Here is a 26,800-nt window from a genome sequence, read left to right on the forward strand (position 1 = left end):
CTTCCTTAAGGGAGCAAGCTCTTCACGTTGATCGGCTCGGCTTCGTTCTGCGCAGCGCCTTTCGGCTTGCCGGCAACGGCCATACCTGCAACACGATAGAAGTTGTAGTCAGGGTTCTTGCCGGGGCCGGAGATCAGCAGATCTTCTTTCTCGTACACCAGGTCCTGACGTTTGAACTCGGCCATTTCGAAATCCGGTGTCAGCTGGATTGCGGTGGTCGGGCAGGCTTCCTCGCAGAGGCCACAGAAAATGCAGCGCGAGAAGTTGATACGGAAGAACTCCGGGTACCAGCGACCGTCGTCGGTTTCGGCTTTCTGCAGCGAGATGCAGCCCACAGGGCAAGCGACCGCGCACAGGTTGCAGGCTACGCAGCGCTCTTCGCCATCGGGGTCGCGGGTCAGGACGATGCGGCCACGGTAACGCGGCGGCAGGTAGACCGGCTCTTCCGGGTATTGCAGGGTGTCACGCTTGCGAAAGCCGTGACCGAAAATCATCACCAGGCTACGGAGCTGAGTGCCCGTGCCTTTAATGACATCACCAATATATTTGAACATGGGTCACATCCTCACTGAGCCGCGACTGCAGGCGTGTTCATCAACACGACGGCGCCGGTCACCAGCAAATTGATCAGGGTCAGCGGCAGGCAGAATTTCCAGCTGAAATCCATCACCTGGTCATAGCGCGGACGCGGGATAGAGGCGCGCAGCAGGATGAACAGCATGATGAAGAACGCGGTCTTCAGGGCGAACCACACGAACGACAGTTGCGGCAGGATATCGAACGGACCGTGCCAGCCACCGAAGAACAGGGTCACCAGCAGCGCCGAGATCAGGATGATGCCGATGTACTCACCGACGAAGAACATGCCCCATTTCATGCCGGCATACTCGATGTGGTAACCGTCGGCCAGTTCCTGTTCCGCTTCCGGCTGGTCGAAGGGGTGACGGTGAGTCACGGCCACGCCTGCGATGAAGAAGGTACAGAAGCCGAAGAACTGCGGAATGATGAACCACAGGTTCTGCGCCTGGTACTCGACGATGTCACGCATGTTGAACGAGCCGACCTGGGCCACGATGCCCATCAGCGCCAGGCCCATGAACACTTCGTACGACACGGTCTGGGCCGAAGCCCGCAGGCTACCGAGCAGGGCGTACTTGTTGTTCGACGACCAACCGGCGAACAGTACGGCGTACACCGACAGACCGGCCATGGCGAAGAAGAACAGCAGGCCGATGTTCAGGTCCGCGACACCCCAGGTCGGGGTGATCGGGATGATCGCGAAGGCGATCAGCAAGGCACTCATGGCCACCACCGGCGCCAGGGTGAAGATCACCTTGTCGACGAAGGGTGGGTTCCAGTCTTCCTTGAAGAACATTTTCAGCATGTCGGCAGCGATCTGGAACATGCCGAACGGGCCAACGCGGTTCGGACCGTAACGGTCCTGCCACCAGCCCAGCAGGCGCCGCTCGACGAAGCTGAGCAGCGCACCGCAGACCACCACCGCCAGCAGGACCACGATGGCCTTGACGACTGTGATGATCACATCGATCACTTCAGGGGTGAACCAGGTCATTGTGCTGCCTCCTGCAGGCCTTCGACGGATGCACCGAAGATGGCTGGCGGGATACCTGCCAAGCCTTTCGGCAGGGCAACCAGGCCAGCGCCCAGTTCTTCATTGATTCGCAGCGGCAGACGCAGGGTCTGGCCGGCAACGTTGAAGCTCAGCATGGCGCCATCGTTGACACCCAGGCGATCCGCTTCGGACTTGGCCAGGGCGACGTAGGCGGCCGGGATGCGCTCTTGCACCGGCGCTGCACGCGAAGAGTTTTCTTCGCTGCCGAACAGGTGGAAGAACGGCACGGCTTGCCAGGTGCCACGGGCCGGGGAGAAGGCGCGAGGAACGTTGCTGAACCAGCTCAGCTTGTCGCCATGGCTTTCGATCAGGCGGGTGCCCGGGTCGCCGGCACGCAGGTGACCACCGACTTCGTCCTGGAACTTGTTCCAGGCCTGTGGCGAGTTCCAGCCCGGCGACCATGCGAACGGCACTTGCTGGCGCGGTTCGACGGAGCCCGAGTAACCTTCCATGGAGAAGGAGAACGCCGAGTCGTTGTCCTGGGTGGTACGCGGTTCGTGCACGCTGATGTTGGCGCGCATGGCGGTACGACCACTGTAACGCAGCGGTTCACGCGCCAGTTTCAGGCCCTTGATGCGGAACGATGCCGAAGGGGCGGCGTTGACGATGCCGGCCAGTTGCGGCGCGCTGTTGGCACAGGCAGCGGTGACGTGGTCCAGTTGGGTCCAGTCCACTGGTTGGTTGAGCAGGGTGGCGCGCAGGGCGTGCAGCCAGCGCCAGCCTTCGTGAACCAGAATGTCGGCGTTCAGGTAGGTGGGGTCGAAGACCTGGAAGAAGCGCTGGGCGCGGCCTTCCTGACTGACCAGGGTACCGTCGCCTTCAGCGAAGCTCGCCGCTGGCAGAACCAGGTGGGCGCGATCCAGGGTACGGGTCTTCTGGTGGTCGGCGACGATCACCACTTTCGCGGCGTTCAGCGCAGCATCGACCTTGGCAGCGTCGACACGGGTGTACAGGTCGTTTTCCAGCACGACGATCGCGTCGGCCTTGCCATCGATGACCGCTTGCAGGGCCGCATCGACGGATTCACCGCCGAGCAGGGCCAGGCCAAGGCTGTTGGCTTCCGGCACGATCAGGCTCAGGGAGCCGGCTTTCTCGCGCAGCTTCAGGGCTTTGGCGATGTTCGCCGCAGCCTGGATCAGCGCTTCGGAACCCAGCGAGGTACCGGAGACGATCAGTGGACGCTTGGCCTCGACCAGGGCGCCCGCGATGCGTTGGGCCAGTTCCAGGGCTTCGGCATCCAGGCCTTCGACGGCAGGGGCGCTCGGGTCGATGGCGTGGGCCACGGCGAAACCGATGCGGGCCAGGTCGTCGGGAGCGGCGTGCACGCATTCCTGGGCAACGTCGTCCAGGCGGGTTTCGGCCAGGCTGGCGATGAACAGCGGGTACATCTCCTTCTGACCGATGGTTTTCACCGCAGCGTCGAGCCACGGCTGAACACGCATGGCGTCGGCCATGGCTTCGGCCTTGCCCTTGACCGACTGGCGCAGGGACAGGGCCAGGCGCGCGGCAGTCTGGGTCACGTCTTCGCCGAGGACGAACACGGCGTCGTGGTCTTCCACTTCGCGCAGGGTCGGGATCGGCAGCGGGCTGTCTTTCAGGACCTGGGCGACCAGGCGGATGCGTGCCAGTTCACCGGTTTCGATACCGCTGTAGAAATGCTCGGCACCGACCAGCTCTTGCAAGGCATAGTTGCTTTCCAGGCTGGCGCGAGGCGAACCGATACCCACGATGTTGCGACCGCGCAGCAGGTCGGCGGCCTTGTCCAGCGCTGCATCCAGGCTCAGCTTCTGACCACCTGCCAGCTGCGGTTGACGCGGACGGTCTTCGCGGTTGACGTAGCCATAGCCGAAGCGGCCACGGTCGCACAGGAAGTACTGGTTGACCGAACCGTTGAAGCGGTTCTCGATGCGACGCAGTTCGCCGTAACGCTCGCCCGGGCTGATGTTGCAACCGCTCGAGCAGCCATGGCAGATGCTCGGGGCGAATTGCATGTCCCACTTGCGGTTGTAGCGCTCGGAGTGAGTCTTGTCGGTGAACACGCCGGTCGGACAGACCTCGGTGAGGTTACCGGAGAACTCGCTTTCCAGCGTGCCATCTTCGACGCGGCCGAAGTAGACGTTGTCGTGGGCGCCGAATACACCCAGGTCGGTGCCGCCGGCGTAGTCCTTGTAGTAACGCACGCAACGGTAGCAGGCGATGCAGCGGTTCATCTCGTGAGCGATGAACGGGCCGAGTTCCTGGTTCTGGTGGGTGCGCTTGGTGAAGCGATAACGGCGCTCGTTGTGGCCGGTCATCACGGTCATGTCTTGCAGGTGGCAGTGACCGCCTTCCTCGCACACGGGGCAGTCGTGCGGGTGGTTGGTCATCAGCCATTCGACGACGCTGGCGCGAAAGACTTTCGCTTCTTCGTCATCGATGGAGATCCAGCTGCCATCGGAAGCGGGGGTCATGCAGGACATGACGATACGACCACGCTTGTCGTTTTCGTCGGTGTACTGTTTCACCGCGCACTGGCGACAAGCGCCAACGCTGCCGAGGGCGGGGTGCCAGCAGAAATACGGAATGTCGAGGCCCAGCGACAGACATGCCTGTAACAGGTTGTCTGCGCCATCGACTTCGAGCGCTTTGCCGTCTACGTGGATAGTGGCCATGGTTCAAAGTTCTTCGTTGGCCCGGTGTCAACGGGCGTGGCTAATGGAATCTTGTTATCCGTGCGAATCAAAACAGCCGGTCAAGGCGTCATCGAACGGAAGGCGAGCGGCACGGACCACTCGCCTTTTCTTGAGCGTTATGCGCCGACGGTGATCGGACGCGCCAGACTCGGGGCGGCCGCGCTTGCAGGCGCGATACCGGCCTCGAACTCCGGACGGAAATACTTGATGGCACTGCCCAATGGCTCCACGGCACCCGGTGCGTGAGCACAGAAGGTCTTGCCTGGGCCGAGGAAACCGACCAGACCCAGCAGGGTCTCGATATCGCCGGCTTGCCCCTGGCCATTCTCGATCGCGCGCAGCAGCTTGACGCTCCACGGCAGACCATCACGGCACGGGGTGCAGAAACCGCACGATTCACGGGCGAAGAACTCTTCCATGTTGCGCAGCAAAGACACCATGTTGACGCTGTCGTCCACCGCCATGGCCAGGCCCGTACCCATCCGGGTACCGACCTTGGCGATGCCGCCGGCGTACATCTGGGCGTCCAGGTGTTCTGGCAGGAGGAAACCGGTACCGGCACCGCCTGGCTGCCAGCACTTGAGCTTGAAGCCGTCGCGCATGCCGCCGGCGTAGTCCTCGAACAGCTCGCGAGCGGTCACGCCGAACGGCAGCTCCCACAGGCCAGGGTTCTTGACCTTGCCGGAGAAGCCCATCAGCTTGGTGCCGTGGTCTTCGCTGCCTTCGCGGGCCAGGGACTTGTACCAGTCGTTGCCGTTGCCGACGATGGCCGGCACGTTGCACAGGGTCTCGACGTTGTTCACGCACGTCGGCTTGCCCCACACGCCAACGGCGGCAGGGAAGGGTGGCTTGGAGCGCGGGTTGGCGCGACGACCTTCGAGGGAGTTGATGAGCGCGGTCTCTTCGCCACAGATGTAGCGACCGGCGCCGGTGTGCACGAACAATTCGAAGTCGAAGCCGCTGCCCAGGATGTTCTTGCCCAGAAGGCCTGCGGCCTTGGCTTCTTCCACGGCACGGTTGAGGTGTTTGGCGGCGGTGACGTATTCGCCGCGCAGGAAGATGTAACCGCGGTAGGCTTTCAGTGCGCGGGCACTGATCAGCATGCCTTCGATCAGCAGATGGGGCAGTTGCTCCATCAGCATGCGGTCTTTCCAGGTGTTTGGCTCCATTTCATCCGCGTTGCACAGCAGGTAGCGGATGTTCATGGATTCGTCTTTGGGCATCAGGCCCCACTTCACGCCAGTGGGGAAGCCTGCGCCGCCGCGACCCTTGAGACCGGAGTCCTTGACGGCCTGGACGATGTCATCCTGGGACATCTGCGCAAGTGCCTTGCGCGCTGCCGTGTAACCGTCCTTGGCCTGGTACTCGTCGAGCCACACGGGCTCGCCGTCGTCACGCAGGCGCCAGGTCAGCGGGTGGGTTTCTGCAGTGCGCGCGATGCGGTTGGCAGGGCCGAACGAAGTCAGGGTCATACGTAGCCCTCCAGCAGTTTGGCAACGCCGGCAGGCTGTACGTCACCGAAGGTGTCGTCGTCGATCATCAGGGCCGGGGCCTTGTCGCAGTTGCCCAGGCAGCAGACCGGCAGCAGGGTGAAGCGGCCGTCGGCAGTGGTCTGCCCCAGGCCGATGCCGAGCTTGCTCTGGATCTCGCTGACCACCGACTCATGGCCGCCGATGTAGCAGACCATGCTGTCGCAGACGCGGATGATGTGGCGACCGACCGGCTGGCGGAAGATCTGGCTATAGAAGGTGGCCACGCCTTCGACGTCGCTGGCTGGAATGCCGAGGATCTCGCCGATGGCGTAGAGCGCGCCGTCAGGCACCCAGCCACGCTCCTTCTGGACGATTTTCAGGGCTTCGATAGACGCCGCGCGCGGGTCTTCGTAGTGATGCATCTCGTGCTCGATGGCCGAGCGCTCGGTTTCGCTGAGGACGAAACGGTCAGTCTGGATTAACGGGCTGTTCATGCTTAGCGGTCCACGTCGGCCATAACGAAGTCGATACTACCCAGGTACGCGATCAGGTCCGCGACCATGCTGCCACGGATCACCGAAGGGATCTGCTGCAGGTGCGGGTAGCTCGGCGTACGAATCCGGGTGCGGTAGCTCATGGTGCCGCCATCGCTCGTCAGGTAATAACTGTTGATGCCCTTGGTCGCTTCGATCATCTGGAAGGATTCGTTGGCCGGCATGACCGGGCCCCACGAAACTTGCAGGAAGTGCGTGATCAAGGTCTCGATGTGCTGCAGGGTGCGCTCTTTCGGTGGCGGCGTGGTCAGCGGGTGATCCGCCTTGTACGGGCCTTCCGGCATGTTGCGCAGGCACTGGTCGATGATCTTGATGCTCTGGCGCATCTCTTCGACGCGGACCATGCAGCGGTCATAGGCATCGCCATTGGCGGCCAGCGGCACTTCGAATTCGAAGTTCTCGTAGCCCGAATACGGGCGAGCCTTGCGCAGGTCGAAATCGCAACCGGTGGAACGCAGGCCCGCACCGGTGACACCCCATTCCAGGGCTTGCTTGGTGTTGTAGGCGGCGACACCGACGGTCCGACCCTTGAGGATGCTGTTCTGCAGCGCAGCCTTGGTGTACTCGTCCAGGCGCTTGGGCAGCCAGTCGACGAAGTCCTTGACCAGCTTGTCCCAGCCGCGTGGCAGGTCGTGGGCGACGCCGCCGATGCGGTACCAGGCCGGGTGCAGGCGGAAACCGGTGATGGCTTCGATCACGGTGTAGGCGCGCTGACGGTCGGTAAAGGTGAAGAACACCGGGGTCATGGCGCCCACGTCCTGGATGTAGGTACCCAGGAACAGCAGGTGGCTGGTGATCCGGAAGAACTCGGCCATCATGATGCGGATGACGTCGACCTTCTGCGGCACCTGGATGCCGGCCAGCTTCTCGACCGCGAGCACGTACGGCAGGTTGTTCATCACCCCGCCGAGGTAGTCGATACGGTCGGTGTAGGGGATGAAGCTGTGCCAGGACTGGCGCTCGGCCATCTTCTCGGCACCACGGTGGTGGTAGCCGATGTCCGGGACGCAGTCGACGATCTCTTCGCCGTCCAGCTGCAGGACGATACGGAAGGCACCGTGGGCCGAAGGGTGGTTCGGGCCCAGGTTGAGGAACATGTAGTCCTCGTTGGCGCCCTGGCGTTTCATGCCCCAGGCTTCCGGATTGAAGCGCGCGGCTTCTTCTTCCAGTTGCTGCTTGGCCAGGGTCAGGCTGTACGGATCGAATTCGGTGGCGCGCGCAGGGTAGTCCTTGCGCAGCGGGTGACCTTCCCAGGTCGGCGGCATCATGATCCGGGTCAGGTGCGGGTGGCCGGCAAAGTCGATGCCGAACATGTCCCAGACTTCCCGCTCGTACCAGTTGGCGTTCGGCCAGATACCGGTAACGGTCGGCAAGCTCAGGTCGCCCTCGGACAGGGCTACCTTGATCATTACGTCACTGTTACGCTCGATCGACATCAGGTGGTAGAACACGCTGAAGTCGGCGCCGGGCAAGCCACGGCGCTGGGTGCGCAGACGCTCGTCCACGCCGTGCAGGTCATAGAGCATGACGTACGGCTTGGGCAGGTTGCGCAGGAAGGTCAGTACTTCCACCAGTTTGGCCCGGGCAACCCAAAGCACCGGCATGCCGGTGCGCGTGGTTTGGGCGGTGAACGCCTCAGGGCCAAAACGGTTGTTCAGTTCGACGACCACGTCTTGGTCGTCAGCCTTGTAAGGCGGGATATACAGAGCGGTGTCCGCTGTCATGGTCTCGGTCGCTATCGGTCAACGTAAAGAATGAAGCCAGGGTTCTTGTCGTGCTGTAGGTAAAGCACAAAAAAGCTGGATCAGACTTCGTCGGGGCTGCGCAGGTTGGTGACGGCTATGCGTTCTGCGCGGCGCGTCTCTTTCTGCGAAGGCATCTCGGCGCGGTATACGCCCTGGTCGCCAACGACCCATGAAAGAGGGCGGCGCTCCTGGCCAATCGATTCCTGCAGCAGCATCAAGCCTTGCAGGAACGCTTCCGGGCGAGGCGGGCAGCCGGGCACGTAGACGTCCACGGGGAGGAACTTGTCGACCCCCTGAACGACCGAGTAGATGTCATACATGCCGCCGGAGTTGGCGCACGAGCCCATGGAGATGACCCACTTGGGTTCGAGCATCTGCTCATAGAGACGCTGGATGATCGGCGCCATTTTCACGAAGCAGGTACCGGCGATGACCATGAAATCCGCCTGACGCGGTGATGCCCGGATAACCTCCGCGCCGAAGCGGGCGATGTCGTGGGGCGCCGTGAAGGCGGTGGTCATTTCCACGTAGCAGCACGACAGACCGAAGTTGTACGGCCACAGGGAGTTTTTACGCCCCCAGTTGACCGCACCGTTCAGTACGTCTTCGAGCTTGCCCATGAAGATGTTTTTGTGGACTTGATCTTCTAACGGATCGGAAACGGTTTCCCGTTCGCCGATTGGATATTGCTCGTTAGGAGCATCCGGGTCGATCCTGGTGAGATTGTATTGCATTGCCAAAGCCTCATTGTTTCAGCTTCGCCTGCCGCATACGACGACCCACGGGTGCCCAATCGAGCGCCCCGACCCGCCATAGGTAGACAAGACCTGCCAACAGAATTGCTATGAAAACGAGAGCTTCGACGAATCCGGTCCAGCCGCTTTCGCGGACGGACACAGACCAGGCAAAGAGAAAGAGGGCTTCGATATCGAAGATCACGAACAGCATCGCGACCAGATAGAATTTGGCGGACAGGCGCAAGCGAGCGCCCCCGGTGGGTAGCATGCCGGATTCGAACGGCTCGTTCTTGCTGCGACCCCAGGCCTTGCTGCCGAGCAGGGCGGACAGGCCGAGCATGAAGGCGCAGAGGCCGGCAACACCCAAAAGGAAGATGGCAAAACCCCAGTTGTGGGCGATGAGTCCTGTCGATTCGGGCATGCTGGAAATCCTTAACAGAGAGCAATGGTCTCTGAGCTTGAAAAGAAGAATGCAGTGACGATATGTCGCAGTGAAATCTATCCCGCTGATTTTATGGGTAAACAGGTGGCAAGTAAATTAGGAATAAGGACATAACCTGTGCGAGAAACGCCGCAGGCCCCGTTTTACGGGCATTGGGCGGGTTTTTGTCAATTATGTTTCTTGCCCGCTGCAATGAACCGTTTTATCGAAATGATAATTAATATCATCTATGATCGGTATCTTCCGATATTCAGCACATTATAGAAGTTGATTGGCGGGGTTGCAGGGCAAAGTTTCATGTACGAAGGCTTACGGCGATTTCTTCGCGATATACCGCTCAAGGATCGAAGCTCAGCCATTACGCGCTCGGCGTAGCCGCTGCCGAAGGCTGCGCTGGAGTCTCGCAGGGGCTCCCTGGTGGTCATGAGGTTCTGCGCCCGCTAACGCGCGCGAGCGCTGCCTGCGGCAGCGGCTACAGTGGTCACTGTTTGCTCCCGAAGACAGTGCTTGCCCGATGAGAGGTGCAACGGCGCGGGTGCGGCACCCTATCAGTTCTGCTAGTACCTGGCCTTGAGGCTCCCGAGTAGATTCTTGTCTCTGCTCGTATCGGGCCATACCTCAAGAGGTTTCTCATGAACCCTTCCATTCCCGACTCGCCCGGTGACGCCCTCAATCGGCGCACCGTACTGCTGGCAGCTGACAGCAAAAACACGGTATTCACTGAAATGGCCCCGACGGCGCTCAATCCCATTGCCTACACGCCACACGGCCGACGACCCGCAGATCAGGACGTGATGAGTCGCCTGGGCTTCAATGGTGAACTGGTCGAGGTGTTTGGCGGGTATTTGCTGGGTAACGGGTATCGTATCTACAACTCTGTCTTGATGTGCTTCCACAGTCCGGACAGCTGGAGTCCGTTCGGTCGGGGTGGGTTGAATGCTTATTCGTATTGCAAGGGCGATCCGGTCAATTATGTTGATCCGACCGGTCATGTTCTTCAGGCAGCGTTTAGCGTATTAAGGCGACTTGTATCCATTCCTAAAGCCGTTGCTGGAGTCGTTGTGGTCGGTGGGGTCGCTGGTAGTAAGGATTTTCGAGCTGTCGTATCCCGCCAGGTGGAGGGGGTGGGGACAATGCTGTCGAGTGGCCTCAAGGTCAAAGCTTCCGACGATTTCTATAGTCGCGGCAATAATAGTGCAAATAATCCCTACTACAGCGGCCGCAGTGGTAGTGGCAGTGGCAGTGGCAGTGGCAGTGGCAGTGGCAGTGGCAGTAGTAGCAGTGGTGGTGGCGGTAGCAGCGGCAGCGGCAAGGGCCTCTGGAATACCCCCAAAAGTATCGACTGGAATGGCAGTAGCAGCGACAAAAATGATCGCGCAACGTGGGGTGTGAACCAAAAGCCAATCCGCAGTTCGGAACCTGCAAAGCCGATAGGTGATTACACAAATAGATATCGGGGGAAACCACTTCCTAATCCTAAATCCAATTATCCGGGAGATAAAAAAAAGAAGTAGGAGGTTGTTATCAAGAAGGGCCAGGGCATTCGCTTGCAATGCAAGTCGCCTGAAAAAAACAGGCCACCCGAAGGTGGCCTGTTTTCAGTACATCAACCGCCGATCAATGATCAGTGGAACTGCTCTTCTTCAGTCGAACCGGTCAGCGCGGTTACCGAGGACGAGCCACCCTGGATCACGGTGGTCATGTCGTCGAAGTAGCCGGTGCCCACTTCCTGCTGGTGAGCCACGAAGGTGTAGCCCTTGGCGGCGTCGGCGAACTCCTGCTCTTGCAGCTTGACGTAGGCGGTCATGTCGTTGCGAGCGTAGTCGTGCGCCAGGTTGAACATGCTGTGCCACATGTTGTGGATACCTGCCAGGGTGATGAACTGGTGCTTGTAACCCATGGCCGACAGTTCGCGCTGGAACTTGGCGATGGTCGCGTCGTCCAGGTTTTTCTTCCAGTTGAAGGAAGGCGAGCAGTTGTAGGACAGGATCTGGTCCGGGTATTCCTTCTTGATCGCTTCGGCGAAGCGACGGGCTTCTTCCAGGTCTGGCTTGGCGGTTTCGCACCAGATCAGGTCGGCGTACGGAGCGTAGGCCAGGCCGCGGGCGATGGCTTGATCCAGGCCGGCACGAACCTTGTAGAAACCTTCCTGGGTGCGCTCGCCGGTAACGAACGGCTGGTCGTACGGGTCGCAGTCGCTGGTCAGCAGGTCAGCGGCGTTGGCGTCGGTACGGGCCAGGATGATGGTCGGTACGCCAGCAACGTCGGCAGCCAGACGGGCAGCGGTCAGCTTCTGTACGGCTTCCTGGGTTGGAACCAGTACCTTGCCGCCCATGTGGCCGCATTTCTTCACGGAGGCCAGTTGGTCTTCGAAGTGAACGCCGGCGGCGCCTGCTTCGATCATGCTCTTCATCAGCTCGTAGGCGTTCAGAACGCCGCCGAAACCGGCTTCAGCGTCGGCAACGATCGGCGCGAAGTAGTCGATGTAGCCAGCGTCGCCCGGGTTCTTGCCGGCTTTCCACTGGATCTGGTCGGCGCGACGGAACGAGTTGTTGATGCGCTTGACCACGGTTGGAACCGAGTCAACCGGGTACAGCGACTGGTCCGGGTACATGGATTCTGCAGAGTTGTTGTCTGCAGCAACCTGCCAGCCCGACAGGTAGATAGCCTGGATACCGGCTTTAACCTGTTGCACAGCCTGGCCGCCGGTCAGGGCGCCCATGCAGTTTACGAAGTCTTTGTCTGGACGGAAGGCCGGCTTGGCGCCCTGGGTAACCAGGTTCCACAGCTTCTCGGCGCCCATGCGGGCCAGGGTGTGCTCAGGCTGAACGGAGCCACGCAGGCGAACGACGTCAGCAGCAGTGTAGGTGCGGGTCACACCTTTCCAGCGAGGGTTTTCTGCCCAGTCTTTTTCAAGGGCTGCAATTTGCTGTTCGCGTGTCAGTGCCATGGGGATAAACCTCGTCGCATAGGTCTTGGGTGGAAAATTCTTGCTCCGCCTGGCGCTGTATCAACAGTGGTGCCGGTGGCTACTCGCAAATCAGAGGCTTTGGGCAATCAAGCCAGCATCTGATGGGATGGCGACGATTGAACGAAGGGCTCATTGGGGGGAAGTGAGCAGGTGCAGAGGGCGAGTCTTTCGAATGCACGGTGGCTCGTGGATGCCGATGTGCGATTCGTCAGGGTCTTGCCTTGAACCGTGTTACGCGCTTCCGTCCCTCAGGACAACTTCGTTCCAGTCGCAACCTCGTCAAACTGCCTTGTGGGCGGTACAGACACGAATCGGCTCAGGTGGGTAGATTAGAGCGGCGACTCGAAGACCCTTTGCCAGGGCCTCTGATCAGCGGGAGCGGGGCCATCATGCCAACCAAAAATTGGGCCGTCAAATGTTTTGTAGTGCTTTTTTTGTGGCACTACATCTTTAGTCTGATACGACTGCGTGGTCAGATTCGAGGCCTCTGGTCGAGGCCTTGATTGGCGCGGGCTCAGTCCAAAGTGTCGACTTTGACGCGCAACGTCATGTCATTGCGGCCCTGGGTGGAATATTGGCGCGCCTGGCCGTTCAAGTCGGCCTGGCTCTGCTGGTTGATCCCGGCGAGGGTGATCCATTGGCCAAGGCGACCGCTGACTTTGGTGTCGGTGCTTTGCACATTGACTACATCAGGGTTTTCCAGGCTCATGCGATCGTTGTTGGTGCTGATGTCCAGGTGCACGGTATCGCCGGTCACGCTGGCGGTGACGTAGAAGCCCTGGGTGACATTGCGGTACTGGGTCTGGCTCTGCAGGTCGCCGTAAATGTCGGCCTGGGTGCTGGTCAGGGGCACGCTTTGTCCGACTTGAATCAATGCCGGCGAGCCTTCGCTGGCCTGGATCTGTTGCAGGCCGCCGGTGCGGTTGCTGGTGCTGTGGCGGATGATCCGGGTGCCGTTCGCTTGTTGGTCCTGGTAGTTGCTGTCGCTGGTGTCGACGCTGATCAGCAGGCGTTTGGGTGCGGTGTCGAGTTGTTCGACCAGGGCGCGAAGTTCTGTGATCTTGCGTAGATCGTCGGCCTTGACGATGAGTTGGTTGCCGTAGGTGGTAACGCTGCCGTCATCGCCGAGAAAGGATTGTGCGGTGGGGAGAAGGTCTTCGCTGGTGCGGTGGTTCAGCGGGATGATTTCAGTGGCGGCCAGTGCCTGGACGCAGAAGGTCAGCAGGAGGGTGGCGAGCAGGGGGCGTAGCGGCATGTCCATTATCTCCGCGAGGGGGATAATCATTATGGCGCATTGTTTGAATAGATAGAGTGGTGTGGGTCTCATCGCTGGCAAGTCGAGACGTCGCACCGCAGCTCCCACAGAGATCATTGGTGAATATAATAATTGGCCTGACACATAACCCTGTGGGAGCTGGCTTGCCAGCGATGCGGGCAAGCCAGCTCTCAAGCCAGGCTCGGATCAGGACATCCGCACCATATCGACGTGCGGAATCCCTGCCTCCAGAAACTCCTCACTCTGCACCTTGAAGCCCAGGCGCTCATAGAACGCCGTGGCCTGAACCTGGGCGCTGAGCATCTGCTGCTTGAGGTTGCGTTGCTCGGCTTCGGTGATCACCGCCTGCATCAGGGCATCGCCGACTTTCAGCCCGCGCCAGTCCTTGAGCACCGAAACGCGGCCGATCTGGCCATCGGGCAGCAGGCGTGCAGTTCCGATCGGAAAGTCGCCCTCGTACGCCAGGAAGTGTACGGCGTCGGTGTCGTCGGCATCCCATTCCAGCTCCGGCGGTACCGATTGCTCGGCGATGAACACCGCCTCGCGGATACGACGGATTTCGTTGTTGTCCTTCTGCCAGTCCGCTACACGCACGTCGATCTTATTCATCGGCAAACCCCAGGCTTCCTTGTTTGACCAGCTGGCACAGCAACACGCGTCCTTGCTCGTCGTTCAACCAGGGTGCGAGATTTTCGATGTGCAGTGCGTCGGCGGCGCAGATCAGCTTCAGCAGCTCGCGCAGTTCGCCCGGCAGCAGGCGGCTCTGGCCGCTGGCGAACAGCAGCAGGTCGTCGTCGACTTCGGACCAGGCCAGGCGTGCGCTCGGGTTGCGGATCAGAATGGCGCCCTGTTCCAGGCCAGCAAGCAGGTCTTCTTCTTCTAGCTCGTCACCGGCCACCAGCTCCGGATAGCGCGGTTCGGTCATGAACTGGCCGAACCAGGTCAGCAGCAGGCGTTCATCGCTCATGTGTTCGGCCAGCAGGCGCTTGAGGCGGTCCAGGGCATCGTGCTGGATCTGGTGCGGGTCGCTCACGGGCTGGGCGTCGGCGTCACTGTAACGGTCTTCATCGGGCAGGAACTGGCTGAGGAAGTCGGTGAAGTGGGTCAGCACTTCAGCGGCGCTCGGGGCACGGAAGCCGACCGAGTAGGTCATGCAGTCGTCCACGGCCACGCCGCAGTGGGCCAGGCGCGGTGGCAGGTAGAGCATGTCGCCCGGTTCCAGGGTCCACTCGTCGCTTTGCTGGAAGTCGGCGAGGATGCGCAGGTCCGCGTGGTCGATCAGCGGGCTGTCGGAATTGCACATCTGGCCGATTTTCCAGTTGCGCTTGCCCTGGCCTTGCAGCAGGAACACGTCGTAGTTGTCGAAGTGCGGGCCGACGCTGCCACCGGGGGCGGCGAAGCTGATCATGACATCGTCGATGCGCCAGCTCGGCAGGAAGCGGAAGTTCTCGAGCAGTTCGCCGACTTCCGGGACGAACTGGTCGACCGCCTGGACCAGCAGTGTCCACTCGCGCTCGGGCAGCTTGCTGAACTCGTCTTCGGCAAACGGGCCGCGACGCATTTCCCATGGGCGCTCGCCATGCTCGATGACCAGGCGCGATTCGACTTCCTCTTCCAGAGAAAGGCCGGCCAGTTCGTCGGCGTCGATCGGGCTTTCGAAATCCGGGAAGGCCTGGCGGATCAGCAGGGGCTTCTTCTGCCAGTAATCACGCAGGAATTCGCGTGCAGTCAAGCCGCCCAAAAGTTGAAGAGGAGTATCAGGATTCATGTGTAACCTATTGAAAAAAAGCACTTTTGTTGCAGGAATAAAAACGCCCGGCACTGCCGGGCGTCAGAGCCGTGTGCAGTGCGTCAGATGCGCTTGGCTTGTTCTGCCGCGTTACCGATGTAAGAGGCTGGTGTCAGCTTCTTCAGTTCGGCTTTCGCGTCGGCAGGCATGTCCAGGCCATCGATGAAAGTCTGCAGTGCTTCAGGGCTGATACCCTTGCCGCGGGTCAACTCTTTGAGCTTTTCGTACGGGTTTTCGATGTTGTAGCGACGCATGACCGTTTGAATCGGCTCGGCGAGGACTTCCCAGCAGGCGTCCAGGTCGGCAGCGATACGCTGGGTGTTGATTTCCAGCTTGCTGATGCCCTTGAGGCTGGCTTCGTAGGCGATAACGCTGTGAGCAAAGCCCACGCCCAGGTTGCGCAGCACGGTGGAGTCGGTCAGGTCACGCTGCCAGCGCGAAACCGGCAATTTGCTGGCCAGGTGCTGGAACAGGGCGTTGGCAATCCCCAGGTTGCCTTCGGAGTTTTCGAAGTCGATCGGGTTGACCTTGTGCGGCATGGTCGAAGAACCGATTTCGCCGGCAATGGTGCGCTGCTTGAAGTAACCCAGGGAGATGTAGCCCCAGATATCCCGGTCGAAGTCGATCAGGATGGTGTTGAAGCGGGCGATGGCATCGAACAGCTCGGCGATGTAGTCGTGCGGCTCGATCTGGGTGGTGTAGGGGTTGAAGCCCAGGCCCAGTTCGTCTTCGATGAAGGCGCGTGCGTTGGCTTCCCAATCGATCTGCGGGTAGGCCGACAGGTGGGCGTTGTAGTTGCCCACGGCGCCGTTGATCTTGCCCAGCAGTGGCACGGCCGCGACCTGGGCGATCTGGCGCTCCAGGCGGTAAACCACGTTGGCCAGTTCTTTGCCCAGGGTGGTAGGCGAAGCCGGTTGGCCGTGGGTGCGCGACAGCATCGGCACGTCGGCGAAGCGGATGGCCAGCTCACGGATGGCTTCGGCGGTCTGGCGCATCAGCGGCAGCAGCACGCCATCACGGCCTTCGCGCAGCATCAGGGCGTGGGACAGGTTGTTGATGTCCTCGCTGGTGCAGGCGAAGTGGATGAACTCGCTGACCTTGGCCAGCTCCGGCAGCTTGGCAGCCTGCTCCTTGAGCAGGTATTCGATGGCCTTGACGTCGTGGTTGGTGGTGCGCTCGATTTTTTTCACGCGCTCGGCGTGCTCGAGGGCGAAGTCTTCGGCCAGGGTGTTGAGAATGGCATTGGCCTCGGCGGAAAAGGCCGGGACTTCAGGGATTTGCGGGTGAGATGCCAGGCGCTGGAGCCAGCGCACCTCGACCAGGGCGCGAAAACGGATCAGACCGTATTCGCTGAAAATTGGGCGCAGGGCCTGGGTTTTGCCGGCGTAGCGGCCGTCAACAGGGGAAACCGCAGTGAGCGAAGAGAGCTGCATGGGGTGTTCTCGGACAGTCGGGCAACGAAATGGGGCGCGTATCATACATGAAAAAACGCGCCATGGATGTAGGAGTGGCCGGGCGGTCAGGCTGATACCGAGTCGACTCGATCGCTGGCAGGCAACACAGTATCTTGAATATTCAGCCCCGCATCATCGGATAAAGTTCACGGAGCAGCTTGCGCCGGCTCACCACCAGCTGCCAGCGGTGGCCGCCCAGCTGTCGCCACAACCGCGCCGAACGGATACCGGCCAGCAGCAGGGCACGGATCTTCGAGGCGTTGCTGGGCTGTTGCAGCTGGCGCATGTCGCCATGCACCTGGATGCGCTGGCGCAGGGTGCTCAGGGTGTCCTGGTACAGGGCGCCGCTGGCGGCAATGACGTTCTCGTGCACCAGGCCGAAATGCTCGACCTGGGACTGGATCTGCGGCAGGCGCTTGCCGATCATGTCGAGCATCTCTCCGCGCTTGGCCAGTTGCCGCTCGAGGCCCAGCATCGACAAGGCATAGCGCAGGGGTTCGCGCTGCAAGGTATTGGGGTCGCGCTCCAGGGCGCTGACCAGGGCGCGATAGCCGTCACGCAGGTTCAGGTCGTCGCCGCCGAACACCTCCAGGGTGTTCTTGGGGTCGCGGACCAGCAGGCTGCCGAGCATGCAGCCCAGACTCGCTTCGCTGATCTGGCCGGTCTTGGCGATGCGGTCGACCAGGACCGCGGCCTGGAAGACGCCGCCCAGGGCAATCAACTGCTCTTGCAGCGGGCTCATGCGTTGGATTCCTTGCTGTTCCACGGCTCTGCCACTTCGATGACGCCGCCGCCCAGGCACGCTTCGCCGTCATAGAACACCACCGATTGCCCGGGGGTGACGGCGCGTTGTGGCTCGTCGAACACGGCGCGGTAGCCGTCGGCGGTCTTTTCCAGGGTGCAGAGCTGGTCGCTCTGGCGGTAGCGGACCTTGGCGGTCAGGCGGCGCGGGCTGCTCAGGTCGATCGGGTTGACCCAGAAAATCTCCGAGGCGAGCAGGGCGCGGGAAAACAGCCACGGGTGGTCGTTGCCCTGGCCGACGATCAGCTCGTTGTGCTCCAGGTCCTTGTGCAGGACGTACCAGGGTTCGTCGCCGGCATCCTTCAGGCCGCCGATGCCCAGGCCCTGGCGCTGGCCGATGGTGTGGTACATCAGGCCGTGGTGGCGGCCGATGACTTCACCTTCGGTGGTCTTGATCTCGCCCGGCTGGGCCGGCAGGTATTGCTTGAGGAAGTCGCTGAAGCGACGTTCGCCGATAAAGCAGATACCGGTGGAGTCCTTTTTCTTGGCGGTGGCCAGGCCGTGTTTCTCGGCGATGGCGCGAACTTCCGGCTTTTCCAGTTCGCCGACCGGGAACAGGGTGCGGGCGATCTGTTCGCCGCCGACGGCGTGCAGGAAGTAGCTCTGGTCCTTGTTCGGGTCCAGGCCCTTGAGCAGTTCGGTGCGGCCGTCGATGTCGCGGCGGCGCACGTAGTGGCCAGTGGCGATCAGGTCGGCGCCGAGCATCAGGGCGTAGTCGAGGAAGGCCTTGAACTTGATTTCGCGGTTGCAGAGGATGTCCGGGTTGGGCGTGCGCCCGGCCTTGTATTCGGCCAGGAAGTGCTCGAACACGTTGTCCCAGTACTCGGCGGCGAAGTTGGCGGTGTGCAGCTTGATACCGATCCTGTCGCACACGGCCTGGGCATCGGCCAGGTCTTCGCGGGCGGTGCAGTACTCGGTGCCATCATCTTCTTCCCAGTTCTTCATGAACAGGCCTTCCACCTGATAGCCCTGCTCCATCAGCAGGAGGGCGGAAACGGAAGAGTCCACGCCGCCGGACATGCCGACGATAACGCGTTTCGTTTCTGGGTGAAGAGCAACTGGTTCACGCATAGGGATTCGATGTGTGTCTGGAAAAAGGACGAGATTCTAACAGGCTGTGGCCTTTAGCGCTCGCGGATCAATGACAGGCTGTGCAGCGGCCCGTCGAGAAAATCATCTACACAGCGCAACAGCAATTCGCTGCGCCAGCGCTCGCGCTGCTCGATGATCTCTGTGCGCGTCAGCCAGCAGGCGCCGATGATGCCGTCGTCCAGGCTGCGTTCGGGGTGGTGGCGCAGTGCTTTTGCGGCAAAGCAGACGCGCTGGTAGGTCACGCCATTGCTGGGGGCGGTATAGAGGTAGATGCCGACGACGCCGGTGAGTTCGACATCCCAGCCGGTTTCTTCGAGGGTTTCGCGCACGGCAGCCTCGATCAGGCTTTCGTCGGGGTCCAGGTGGCCGGCGGGCTGATTGAGCACGGCCCGGCCGCCCTTGAGTTCTTCTACCAGCAGGAAACGGCCTTGATCTTCGACGATCGTGGCCACGGTGATGTGTGGTTTCCAGTCCATGTGAGAGCGTCCTTCTGGAATTGGGGGGGAGTTGGCGTGCAGCACCACCATAGATAGATAGCGCACGCGGGGTTGCGCCTTTCAGCAGTCTGTTTGCCGACAGGTAATCGCCTGTCGATTCTTGCAGATTTGTTTCGGGAGCCCCAAATGGATGAAGCAAACGATACCCAATTGTATGTGCTGGAGGATGCGGCGCGGCGCTATGACGTGCTGTTGGAAGAACTGCCCGAACCTGTGGAGGCGAACTATCCGGGCCGTCTGGACGATTTCTGGGCGGGAAAAGATGATGCAGGACGCAGTCGAAAGAAACGCATCATCCAATTGATCGAGGCTGCCACACGGGCCGAGTTGAATCAGAAAGTCGAAGTCGGGTTATTGCTCCGTGCCCATAAAACCTTGTTCGAGGCTTTCCTGGATCGCACTGAGGAAGAGGTCGAACCCTGTGCCTACCAGGTGGAGATGGCGACGTTTTCCCAGGCGCCGATGCCATTGGCAGGAGCGTTCTTGCTCACTGAGCGAAAGATGCCGGAGTCGGAAGAAGTCGATGCCGATGTCGGTGTCGTACTTCTTTACCTGCCTGGAATTGGGCTCGAGGGTTACCGTTCGCTGCAGGAGGCGACTGAGGGACTCGATCAGCGCATGACGCGCTCCCTCGACCGCGAGGCGATGCGGGCCTTGCTTTCGGCTCAGCCAACCCTGTCTGAAGATGATGACAGTTGGTCCTGGTCATTCACGCCTGTTGCCGGGCCGCTGTTCGAAGCCTGCACAAATGCCCGAATCGACAAGCTTCGTAGCGATGTCGGCCTGGTCCTTGAGGGAGGCAACATCGATCAGTCGCTGCTGCTCGATCGCATCAATCAGGTGACCCGGCGATGGTGTCAACAGGGGCTGACGGGTGTCGTGGCACACTATCGGCCATTGCTCGAAGAGCGGGAGGTCAGGCGTAACCTTCCACAGTGGTACAAGCAGGCCAGCGAGGCGCAGCGGATCGACTACGCCGAGAATGTTCATGCTTATGACCTGACTGTCATGGACCTTCAGGCGAACATGGGGGGTGGTTACTCGGCCCGGCATTCGGCTCATAGGTTCCTGCGCGAGCAACTGGATCGCAAGTTGGGCCGCAGCATTGATCCCGCCTTGCTGACGGTCACGACCAGGCGTCATGAGCCGGTTGCCAACGAGCACTACACAGTGACTTGTGATGTGTTCGATCTGATCTGGAATGGGTTGCACCCGGGGGATGAAGCGCCGGGTTCGGATTTCTCCAGAAGCACCCTTCATTACCGTGGTGAACCTGTCACCGAAACGTTGATCCCCGGTTTGACTCCCCTGTTGCTGGCCGAAGTCATCGCGCCCTGGCAGATGCGGGCGCGCTACCCGTTGCAGTATGTCTGGAGTCTGAATGATAAGGTTCGCGGTGCAATGGGCAGCGTTATCGATGCGCGATTACGGTTGATGGCATTGACGGCGCACTTCCAGGGTCAGATGAGTGACGCCGAGCATGACCGGGTTCAACGGCTGCGTTTGCCGCTCGGAGCGCAGGGGACGGATCGCGCCAGCCTGCTGGTATTGGCAGGTGAAAAGCTCGCCAGTGTGCTGGTTGTCACCTTGCAAGGAGAGAGCGAATTACCGGAGGCGTTCCTGCTTCATACTCCCCAGGCGCCGGGCAGACCGGACTGGCAGCGCTTCGCCAGCCTGGCCCGGCTGCGACAGGAGTTGCTCGCCTGGAGTGCCGAGCCGGTTCTGCGGCGTTATCTGTTGGAGCGGGTGCCAGCGGATGGACGTGTAGCGTTGGAGCAGCGCCTGGCCCGGATCGCCGAAAGGCCGGCCCTGCTGGACAGCGACTTGCTGCTGGAGGAGCAATCGAGCTACAGCGTAGCCCTTGAGCAGTTGGTGTCCTTGCAGATTGCCCTGGATCGGGCTGAACATTCGCGGTTGAGCCCGGCCTGGTACGGCGCCGCCGACGCTCGGGAGCGACGCCAACTGAATGCGCTGGAGGACAGGATCAAGGGGCTGCGGGCGCTCTACGAGAGTCAGGCGCATACCCGGCTCCAGTCTTTCACGGACTTCGTGCACGAGCAGGCATCTATCAAGCTCAATCGGTTGTTGGGTGCGCCTGACGGAGTGGTCGACCCGGATAACGTGATCATTACCTCGCCGCGTGAAACCCTCAGTTTCACTCGTCTGATGCGTGATGGTTATGACGACAGTATTGGTTTTCTGAATCCCACTTTGGCCGACCAGGCAACCCTTGCCGGGCCGGAAGGCATCGACCTCCGTCCATTGACTGCCGAAAAGGTCGCGGGTGCCGTGCGCGGGCAGTGGCTGGGAGATCGCTATTGCGCACTTGTTCGCGACACGCTGATCAATCCAGCCAGTGGGGGCTACCGTTACAGGCAAGAAGTGTCGCTGGAAATCACCCGTCTGCAGATGCGCCACGGCGCTTTGTGCAGCAAGCTCAAGGGTGAGCTCAGTGATGAGCAGTACCGCTGGCTGAGCGCCAGTCTGGATAATTTTGAGTGGATGGATCGGACAATCAGGGAGCGCTATCCGGTTTTTGCGCTGAGTTTCCTCTTGTCGTCCAGGCGCGAGCAGGTCGATGGTGTCTACATTTTCTTCGACCCCGACTCGCTGAACGATCGCAGCCGGGCGTTGCTGTACACCCCCGACGCCCCCGATGGCTTGACCTGGCGAAGCTACGAGTCGGTCGTCGAAATACTGAATACTCCGGGGATGGGCGACTACTTTCTGAACCGCATGCCCCGAGCGCTGGGCCGCTCCATCGCAAGGCGCTTCGAGGTCATGCGAGACCTGGGCATCGAGGATGGCCCTGGGCCTGGCCCGGTTTTACAGAACCTGTTCGAGGCCTTCTTCGACACCCGTATCGAAGCCAGGCTTAGGGATGTCGAAGACAGTACTGTCGGGCGAGGCGAGATGTTGGCCGGTCTGGTCTGGACCAGCGTGGAAATCATCGCCACAGCGCTGACCCTGCCATTTCCTGTGGCCAGTTTTGTTGTGGGGATGGCCTTGTGGGCCAAGGATGCTGGCCAGGCGTTAAGCTCGCTTGCCCGTGGGGAGCATGAAGCAGCCAGCGGCTACATGTTTGCAGCGATGCTCAATGGCTTGGGGGCGGCCGGCGATCTTTCGGGCGGCGTGAAGGGGATTGGCTGGCTGTTGCGCGCGGCGGCGAAACCTGAAGCCAGAAAAGTCATCGGGGTGATTGATGGCCTGGCCGGTCAGGCCGAATCGGTGCCACGCGCATTGCAGTTGGAAATCGACCCGCAGCACGCACTCAAGCGTCAGCCTGCGGGCGCTCTGGTTTATCGCATCGAGGGTCGCTACGCGGGGTTGTATGAAGGCACGCCGGATGCCAGCGGATACCCGTTCTGGTACATCAAGGACGAAGTAGGCTACTGGTACCGGGTCAAGGTCGACAGTGATGGGCTGGTGCGGTTGCTCCAGCGTAATCCCAGTGGCTATGGCATGCCACTCGAGCATCTGGGAAGCGGTCGCTGGCAAGTGTGGAAGCGCTATGGTTTGCTCGGCGGCGGTCGTGACGATGCCATCGACCTGTTTCGGCAGGCGGTGCGGCAGATGAGCCCTGCAGAAGCCAACGCACTGGGTGCGCAGCTGAATTTGCCGGGCTCCTCGAATCCGGGGCATTTTCACCGCTATTTCCAGAGTGTCACTCGGTCGGATATCGAAACCCTGTTGCAAGGCTTCGACTGGATGACCGGGTTGGGTTGGGATGTGGAGCTGGCCATGGCCAGGTCAGTGGCAATGAACAGGCGCTTGCCGGCCTGGGCGTTGCAGTTCCGCCAAGGTGCCCCGCGTGACAGCGTGCAGGCCATGCTGGCTCGGGCCAATGAGGCCTTCCCGGATTCGGCGCCTGCGGTTCGCCTCGAGGACTTTTCGTTCCCGCAGATGTACCGTGAGTCCATGGAATTCAACCTGGCGTTGCATCTGGAAGTAATGGGTCGAATCCCGCCCGGAGCATTGGATTTTCGCTTGCCTGAAGCTGCCAGGCTGCATCCTTTGCTGGGGGCCGCATTTGCTGCCAGGTCGCAGCCGCAAGACGGCTGGCGGCTCTGGAGCGTCGAGCTCAATGATGGCGGGCATTTCGAGCGGGCTGTCGTGGCACAAGTGGGAGGTCGCTATTACCCGACGTTACCCGATAACGGTGCGCCTTCAATCATTGGTGCGAATTACCCGGACTATGCGATTATTTTCGACCCCAATGTTTCCCATGCGCAATTTGTTGAAGCCTTGCAGGGCCATGACCTCAGCCCTCTGCTGCGGCAGATGCATCTGCTGGAAAGCCGTGAAGGCAGCTGGGAGCATTTCGGGCCGCTGTTCGTCGAGCCCTTGCCGCGCATCATCGGGGAGATGTTTCCTTTGCTCGATCCACGAAGCCAAACCGACCTTGCCGGGTGGATGTTGCGTGAGGCGGATCGGTCCACGACCGAATTGACGTCCACGCGACTGCTGGCTTCCTTCGAGGCGCTTTCGGCCTGGCGAGGGCGAGGAGGTCGGATTCCGCGGACCGTAATGTCCGACCCTCTGGCGCTGTTGCCGCGAAGTTCGCCGCTTCAGCCCGGGCACGGCAGGCGCTATCCAATGTTCGGCCTTGGGCGAGGGCGGGCGCCGATGCTGGGCTTCGTGCAGTCACCTGGACCGGGTTCGCCGATTGCTCGGGTCTTGCAGGAAAGCGGGTACGTTCCAGTGCTTCTGGAAGCGCACAGGGGGATGGGGGCCGAGCAGTTGGTCTTCAGTCATCCGCGTTCAGATAACTATTACCTGGTGATTCGCTCCAGTACCTCGACAAGTGCACGTGAGGTGTCCATCCCCAACCCGGGGGCTGGGCGCGAGTTTCTGGACGACTACCTGGACAGGTTGGCCGAACCGCTGCGCAGTCGCCTGGTACAGGCCAGGGCCGACGACAGGTTGCTGGTCTTCGGTGCTGGAGTAAGAACCGGCGGAGATATAGGTATCATTCGTTTCGATATCGACTGACAGGAGTCGCTGCGGCAAAAAAAAATGCCCGCATCCGAAGATGCGAGCATTTTTCTGGAGTGACCGACAGCCGGCGAATTGCAGTCGCCGGCTCAGTCGCTTCAGTTCAACGAAGCAATGGCTGCGTTCAGCGTGCCGCTAGGACGCATCACCTTGCTGGTCAGCTCCGGGTTGGTGCTGTAGTAGCCCGCGATGTCCACTGGCTTGCCCTGGACGGCGTTGAGCTCGGCGACGATGGTCGCTTCGTTCTCGGTCAGGGTTTTTGCCAGCGGGGCGAACTGTGCCTGCAGGGCGCCATCTTCGGTCTGCGCGGCCAGGGCCTGGGCCCAGTACAGCGCCAGGTAGAAGTGGCTGCCACGGTTGTCGATACCGCCGACCTTGCGCGCAGGGGACTTGTTGTTGTCCAGGAACTGACCGGTTGCCTGGTCGAGGGTCTTGGCCAGAACAAGCGCTTTCGGGTTGGCGTAGGTAGTACCCAGGTGCTCCAGGGAAGCTGCCAGGGCCAGGAACTCACCCAGGGAGTCCCAGCGCAGGAAGTTTTCTTCGAGCAGTTGCTGGACGTGCTTGGGTGCCGAACCACCGGCGCCGGTTTCGAACAGGCCACCGCCGTTCATCAGCGGTACGATCGACAGCATCTTGGCGCTGGTGCCCAGCTCCATGATCGGGAACAGGTCGGTCAGGTAGTCGCGCAATACGTTACCGGTGACCGAGATGGTGTCCTGACCTGCGCGGATACGCGACAGGGAGAACGCCATGGCGTCGACCGGCGACATGATGCGGATATCCAGTGCCGAAGTGTCGTGATCTTTCAGGTACTGCTGGACCTTCTCGATCATGACGCCATCGTGGGCGCGCATCGGGTCGAGCCAGAATACGGCCGGGGTGTTGCTGGCGCGTGCACGGTTGACAGCCAGTTTGACCCAGTCCTGGATCGGCGCGTCCTTGGTCTGGCACATGCGGAAGATGTCGCCGGCTTCGACGTTCTGCTCCAGCAGCAGTTTGCCTGCGCCGTCGGTGACGCGAACGACGCCGTCGGTCTTGATCTGGAACGTCTTGTTGTGCGAGCCGTACTCTTCGGCTTTCTGCGCCATCAGGCCGACGTTCGGCACGCTGCCCATGGTGGTCGGATCGAAGGCGCCGTGTTGCTTGCAGTCTTCGATGACGGCCTGGTAGATGGTGGCGTAGCAGCGATCCGGGATGATGGCCTTGGCATCGTGCAGCTGGCCGTCGGTGCCCCACATCTTGCCGGAGTCACGGATCATGGCAGGCATCGAGGCGTCAACGATGACGTCGCTCGGTACGTGCAGGTTGGTGATGCCTTTGTCGGAGTTGACCATTGCCAGGGCAGGGCGTACGGCGTACACGGCCTGGATGTCAGCTTCGATCTGGGCCTGTTGCTCGGCTGGCAGCGCCTTGATGCGAGCGTACAGGTCGCCGATGCCGTTGTTCAGGTTGAAGCCGATTTCGTTCAGCACGTCGGCGTGCTTGGTCAGGGCTTCTTCATAGAATTCGGCAACGATCTGGCCGAACATGATCGGGTCGGAGACCTTCATCATGGTGGCCTTCAGGTGTACGGAGAACAGTACGCCCTGGTTTTTCGCATCGATGATCTGTTCGGCAATGAAAGCGCGCAGGGCTTTCTTGCTCATGACGGCGCAATCGATGATCTCACCTGCCAGCACGGCGGTTTTTTCCTTCAGGACGGTGGCGGTGCCATCCCGAGCGATCAGTTCGATCTTGACGTTGTCATTGGCGGTCATCAGGGCCGCTTTTTCGCTGCCGTAGAAGTCACCGTTGTTCATGTGCGCAACGTGCGACTTGGAGTCGGTGCTCCAGGTGCCCATTTTGTGCGGGTGCTTGCGGGCGTAGTTCTTGACCGACAGCGGCGCGCGGCGATCGGAGTTGCCTTCGCGCAAGACCGGGTTTACGGCGCTGCCCTTGATCTTGTCGTAGCGTGCCTTGGCGTCCTTGTCGGCGTCGCTGGCCGGCGCTTCCGGGTAGTCCGGGATATCAAAGCCCTGCGCTTGCAGTTCCTTGATGGCAGCCTTCAGTTGCGGAACCGAGGCGCTGATGTTCGGCAGCTTGATGATGTTGGCCTCTGGCGTGATGGCCAGGGCGCCGAGTTCTGCGAGGTGGTCCGGTACCGATTTGTCAGCGCCCAGACGTTCCGGGAAGCTGGCGAGAATGCGTCCTGCCAAAGAGATGTCGCGGGTTTCTACGGAGATGTCAGACGATGCCGTAAAGGCTTCGATGATGGGCAACAACGAGTAGGTGGCGAGGGCGGGGGCTTCGTCAGTGAAGGTGTAGATGATCTTCGAACGGGTTGGCATTATCGGATTAACTCTCTCTTTGCTGAGCGTGCACAGAATCTCGTGGGCGCAGGGTAGGCGCTTTCGTTCAATGTCATCAATGAGCCGAAAGTCGAGGTTCGTCGCGGTGATGTGGGGTACATCAATAGAGCGTCAAGCAGCTGGGCTGCGGTAACAGTTCAGCTTTTTTCTTCTGGTCGGGGCCTCTGTCAAGGCTGGCCGGCCGTGTGACCCTGTGGTCACCTGCACAGTATACCACCGGTCGGAAGCTAGCTAACTATGCAAAGCACAGGGAACTTTCGTCCATTGGTCTAAAGCGCGGTCGCGATTCTACGACAATTTGGCGTCTCGGTCCTCTGTTTTG

19 protein-coding genes are annotated in these 26,800 nt (G+C 60.9%); 2 read left to right on the forward strand and 17 right to left on the reverse strand.

Annotated elements, in window-relative coordinates:
* Nucleotides 1–5 precede the first annotated feature (5 nt).
* The 8 genes from nuoI to F2S13_RS17260 form a co-directional block, all read right to left on the reverse strand.
* Nucleotides 6–554: an NADH-quinone oxidoreductase subunit NuoI gene (gene nuoI, locus F2S13_RS17225; RefSeq protein ID WP_166362954.1), complete on the reverse strand. Its 549-nt coding sequence runs from the start codon at nucleotides 552–554 to the stop codon at nucleotides 6–8.
* Between the two features lie 11 nt (nucleotides 555–565).
* Nucleotides 566–1,573: an NADH-quinone oxidoreductase subunit NuoH gene (gene nuoH, locus F2S13_RS17230; RefSeq protein WP_166362956.1), complete on the reverse strand. Its 1,008-nt coding sequence runs from the start codon at nucleotides 1,571–1,573 to the stop codon at nucleotides 566–568.
* Entirely contained in the window at nucleotides 1,570–4,284 is a 2,715-nt protein-coding gene (nuoG, locus tag F2S13_RS17235) for an NADH-quinone oxidoreductase subunit NuoG (RefSeq protein WP_166362958.1), read from the reverse strand. Before nuoG ends, nuoH begins: the two co-directional genes overlap by 4 nt.
* Before the next feature lie 137 nt (nucleotides 4,285–4,421).
* Nucleotides 4,422–5,777, reverse strand: coding sequence for an NADH-quinone oxidoreductase subunit NuoF (gene nuoF / locus F2S13_RS17240; RefSeq protein ID WP_166362960.1), 1,356 nt, complete (start codon nucleotides 5,775–5,777; stop codon nucleotides 4,422–4,424).
* Nucleotides 5,774–6,271 (reverse strand): NADH-quinone oxidoreductase subunit NuoE, encoded by a 498-nt coding sequence (gene nuoE / locus F2S13_RS17245; RefSeq protein ID WP_166362962.1) that lies wholly within the window; start codon nucleotides 6,269–6,271, stop codon nucleotides 5,774–5,776. Before nuoE ends, nuoF begins: the two co-directional genes overlap by 4 nt.
* 2 nt (nucleotides 6,272–6,273) lie before the next feature.
* Complete coding sequence (nuoC, locus tag F2S13_RS17250; RefSeq protein WP_166362964.1) at nucleotides 6,274–8,055, reverse strand: NADH-quinone oxidoreductase subunit C/D; 1,782 nt, start codon at nucleotides 8,053–8,055, stop codon at nucleotides 6,274–6,276.
* 80 nt (nucleotides 8,056–8,135) lie between these two features.
* A complete protein-coding gene (locus tag F2S13_RS17255) occupies nucleotides 8,136–8,810 on the reverse strand; it encodes a NuoB/complex I 20 kDa subunit family protein (RefSeq protein ID WP_166362966.1) in 675 nt (224 codons plus the stop codon).
* 10 nt (nucleotides 8,811–8,820) lie between these two features.
* Nucleotides 8,821–9,234, reverse strand: coding sequence for an NADH-quinone oxidoreductase subunit A (locus F2S13_RS17260; protein ID WP_166362968.1), 414 nt, complete (start codon nucleotides 9,232–9,234; stop codon nucleotides 8,821–8,823).
* 653 nt (nucleotides 9,235–9,887) lie between these two features.
* Between F2S13_RS17260 and F2S13_RS29255 the strand changes: the two genes are divergently transcribed.
* Nucleotides 9,888–10,769, forward strand: a complete 882-nt coding sequence (locus F2S13_RS29255) for an RHS repeat-associated core domain-containing protein (RefSeq protein WP_218583970.1) — start codon at nucleotides 9,888–9,890, stop codon at nucleotides 10,767–10,769.
* Nucleotides 10,770–10,879: 110 nt separating this feature from the next.
* Here F2S13_RS29255 and aceA read toward each other — a convergent pair whose 3' ends face one another.
* The 8 genes from aceA to F2S13_RS17305 all read right to left on the reverse strand — a co-directional run bounded on the left by aceA (nucleotide 10,880) and on the right by F2S13_RS17305 (nucleotide 19,114).
* Entirely contained in the window at nucleotides 10,880–12,205 is a 1,326-nt protein-coding gene (aceA, locus tag F2S13_RS17270; protein ID WP_166362970.1) for an isocitrate lyase, read from the reverse strand.
* A gap of 535 nt (nucleotides 12,206–12,740) precedes the next feature.
* Nucleotides 12,741–13,481 carry a secretin N-terminal domain-containing protein gene (locus F2S13_RS17275; RefSeq protein WP_166362972.1) on the reverse strand — a complete coding sequence of 247 codons (741 nt, stop codon included), beginning with the start codon at nucleotides 13,479–13,481 and terminating at the stop codon, nucleotides 12,741–12,743.
* Nucleotides 13,482–13,688: 207 nt separating this feature from the next.
* Nucleotides 13,689–14,111, reverse strand: a complete 423-nt coding sequence (locus F2S13_RS17280; RefSeq protein WP_166362974.1) for a GNAT family N-acetyltransferase — start codon at nucleotides 14,109–14,111, stop codon at nucleotides 13,689–13,691.
* Nucleotides 14,104–15,270, reverse strand: coding sequence for a ribosomal protein uL16 3-hydroxylase (locus tag F2S13_RS17285; protein ID WP_166362976.1), 1,167 nt, complete (start codon nucleotides 15,268–15,270; stop codon nucleotides 14,104–14,106). The genes F2S13_RS17280 and F2S13_RS17285 overlap by 8 nt, the downstream gene beginning before the upstream one ends.
* A gap of 83 nt (nucleotides 15,271–15,353) precedes the next feature.
* Nucleotides 15,354–16,724, reverse strand: a complete 1,371-nt coding sequence (gene purB / locus F2S13_RS17290; protein WP_166362978.1) for an adenylosuccinate lyase — start codon at nucleotides 16,722–16,724, stop codon at nucleotides 15,354–15,356.
* 142 nt (nucleotides 16,725–16,866) lie between these two features.
* Nucleotides 16,867–17,487 carry a high frequency lysogenization protein HflD gene (hflD, locus tag F2S13_RS17295; protein WP_166362980.1) on the reverse strand — a complete coding sequence of 207 codons (621 nt, stop codon included), beginning with the start codon at nucleotides 17,485–17,487 and terminating at the stop codon, nucleotides 16,867–16,869.
* On the reverse strand, nucleotides 17,484–18,617 hold the full coding sequence (mnmA, locus tag F2S13_RS17300; protein WP_166362982.1) for a tRNA 2-thiouridine(34) synthase MnmA: 1,134 nt from the start codon (nucleotides 18,615–18,617) through the stop codon (nucleotides 17,484–17,486). Before mnmA ends, hflD begins: the two co-directional genes overlap by 4 nt.
* A 53-nt stretch (nucleotides 18,618–18,670) precedes the next feature.
* The gene (locus tag F2S13_RS17305; protein ID WP_166362984.1) at nucleotides 18,671–19,114 is read right to left on the reverse strand and encodes an NUDIX hydrolase; all 444 of its coding nucleotides are present in this window, start codon (nucleotides 19,112–19,114) and stop codon (nucleotides 18,671–18,673) included.
* Between the two features lie 147 nt (nucleotides 19,115–19,261).
* Here F2S13_RS17305 and F2S13_RS17310 point away from each other — a divergent pair, with 147 nt between their 5' ends.
* Complete coding sequence (locus tag F2S13_RS17310; RefSeq protein WP_166362986.1) at nucleotides 19,262–24,127, forward strand: dermonecrotic toxin domain-containing protein; 4,866 nt, start codon at nucleotides 19,262–19,264, stop codon at nucleotides 24,125–24,127.
* A gap of 101 nt (nucleotides 24,128–24,228) precedes the next feature.
* Here F2S13_RS17310 and F2S13_RS17315 read toward each other — a convergent pair whose 3' ends face one another.
* Nucleotides 24,229–26,457 (reverse strand): NADP-dependent isocitrate dehydrogenase, encoded by a 2,229-nt coding sequence (locus tag F2S13_RS17315; protein ID WP_166362988.1) that lies wholly within the window; start codon nucleotides 26,455–26,457, stop codon nucleotides 24,229–24,231.
* Nucleotides 26,458–26,800: the final 343 nt, after the last annotated feature.

This window comes from Pseudomonas akapageensis (assembly GCF_011355085.1).
Taxonomy (GTDB): Bacteria; Pseudomonadota; Gammaproteobacteria; order Pseudomonadales; family Pseudomonadaceae; genus Aquipseudomonas; species Aquipseudomonas akapageensis.

Bases quoted from the DNA above. Each gene is read 5' to 3' on its own strand.
- nuoI (WP_166362954.1), bottom strand. From the start codon at position 554: ATGTTCAAATATATTGGTGATGTCATTAAAGGCACGGGCACTCAGCTC.
- nuoH (WP_166362956.1), bottom strand. From the start codon at position 1,573: ATGACCTGGTTCACCCCTGAAGTGATCGATGTGATCATCACAGTCGTC.
- nuoG (WP_166362958.1), bottom strand. From the start codon at position 4,284: ATGGCCACTATCCACGTAGACGGCAAAGCGCTCGAAGTCGATGGCGCA.
- nuoF (WP_166362960.1), bottom strand. From the start codon at position 5,777: ATGACCCTGACTTCGTTCGGCCCTGCCAACCGCATCGCGCGCACTGCA.
- nuoE (WP_166362962.1), bottom strand. From the start codon at position 6,271: ATGAACAGCCCGTTAATCCAGACTGACCGTTTCGTCCTCAGCGAAACC.
- nuoC (WP_166362964.1), bottom strand. From the start codon at position 8,055: ATGACAGCGGACACCGCTCTGTATATCCCGCCTTACAAGGCTGACGAC.
- F2S13_RS17255 (WP_166362966.1), bottom strand. From the start codon at position 8,810: ATGCAATACAATCTCACCAGGATCGACCCGGATGCTCCTAACGAGCAA.
- F2S13_RS17260 (WP_166362968.1), bottom strand. From the start codon at position 9,234: ATGCCCGAATCGACAGGACTCATCGCCCACAACTGGGGTTTTGCCATC.
- F2S13_RS29255 (WP_218583970.1), top strand. From the start codon at position 9,888: ATGAACCCTTCCATTCCCGACTCGCCCGGTGACGCCCTCAATCGGCGC.
- aceA (WP_166362970.1), bottom strand. From the start codon at position 12,205: ATGGCACTGACACGCGAACAGCAAATTGCAGCCCTTGAAAAAGACTGG.
- F2S13_RS17275 (WP_166362972.1), bottom strand. From the start codon at position 13,481: ATGCCGCTACGCCCCCTGCTCGCCACCCTCCTGCTGACCTTCTGCGTC.
- F2S13_RS17280 (WP_166362974.1), bottom strand. From the start codon at position 14,111: ATGAATAAGATCGACGTGCGTGTAGCGGACTGGCAGAAGGACAACAAC.
- F2S13_RS17285 (WP_166362976.1), bottom strand. From the start codon at position 15,270: ATGAATCCTGATACTCCTCTTCAACTTTTGGGCGGCTTGACTGCACGC.
- purB (WP_166362978.1), bottom strand. From the start codon at position 16,724: ATGCAGCTCTCTTCGCTCACTGCGGTTTCCCCTGTTGACGGCCGCTAC.
- hflD (WP_166362980.1), bottom strand. From the start codon at position 17,487: ATGAGCCCGCTGCAAGAGCAGTTGATTGCCCTGGGCGGCGTCTTCCAG.
- mnmA (WP_166362982.1), bottom strand. From the start codon at position 18,617: ATGCGTGAACCAGTTGCTCTTCACCCAGAAACGAAACGCGTTATCGTC.
- F2S13_RS17305 (WP_166362984.1), bottom strand. From the start codon at position 19,114: ATGGACTGGAAACCACACATCACCGTGGCCACGATCGTCGAAGATCAA.
- F2S13_RS17310 (WP_166362986.1), top strand. From the start codon at position 19,262: ATGGATGAAGCAAACGATACCCAATTGTATGTGCTGGAGGATGCGGCG.
- F2S13_RS17315 (WP_166362988.1), bottom strand. From the start codon at position 26,457: ATGCCAACCCGTTCGAAGATCATCTACACCTTCACTGACGAAGCCCCC.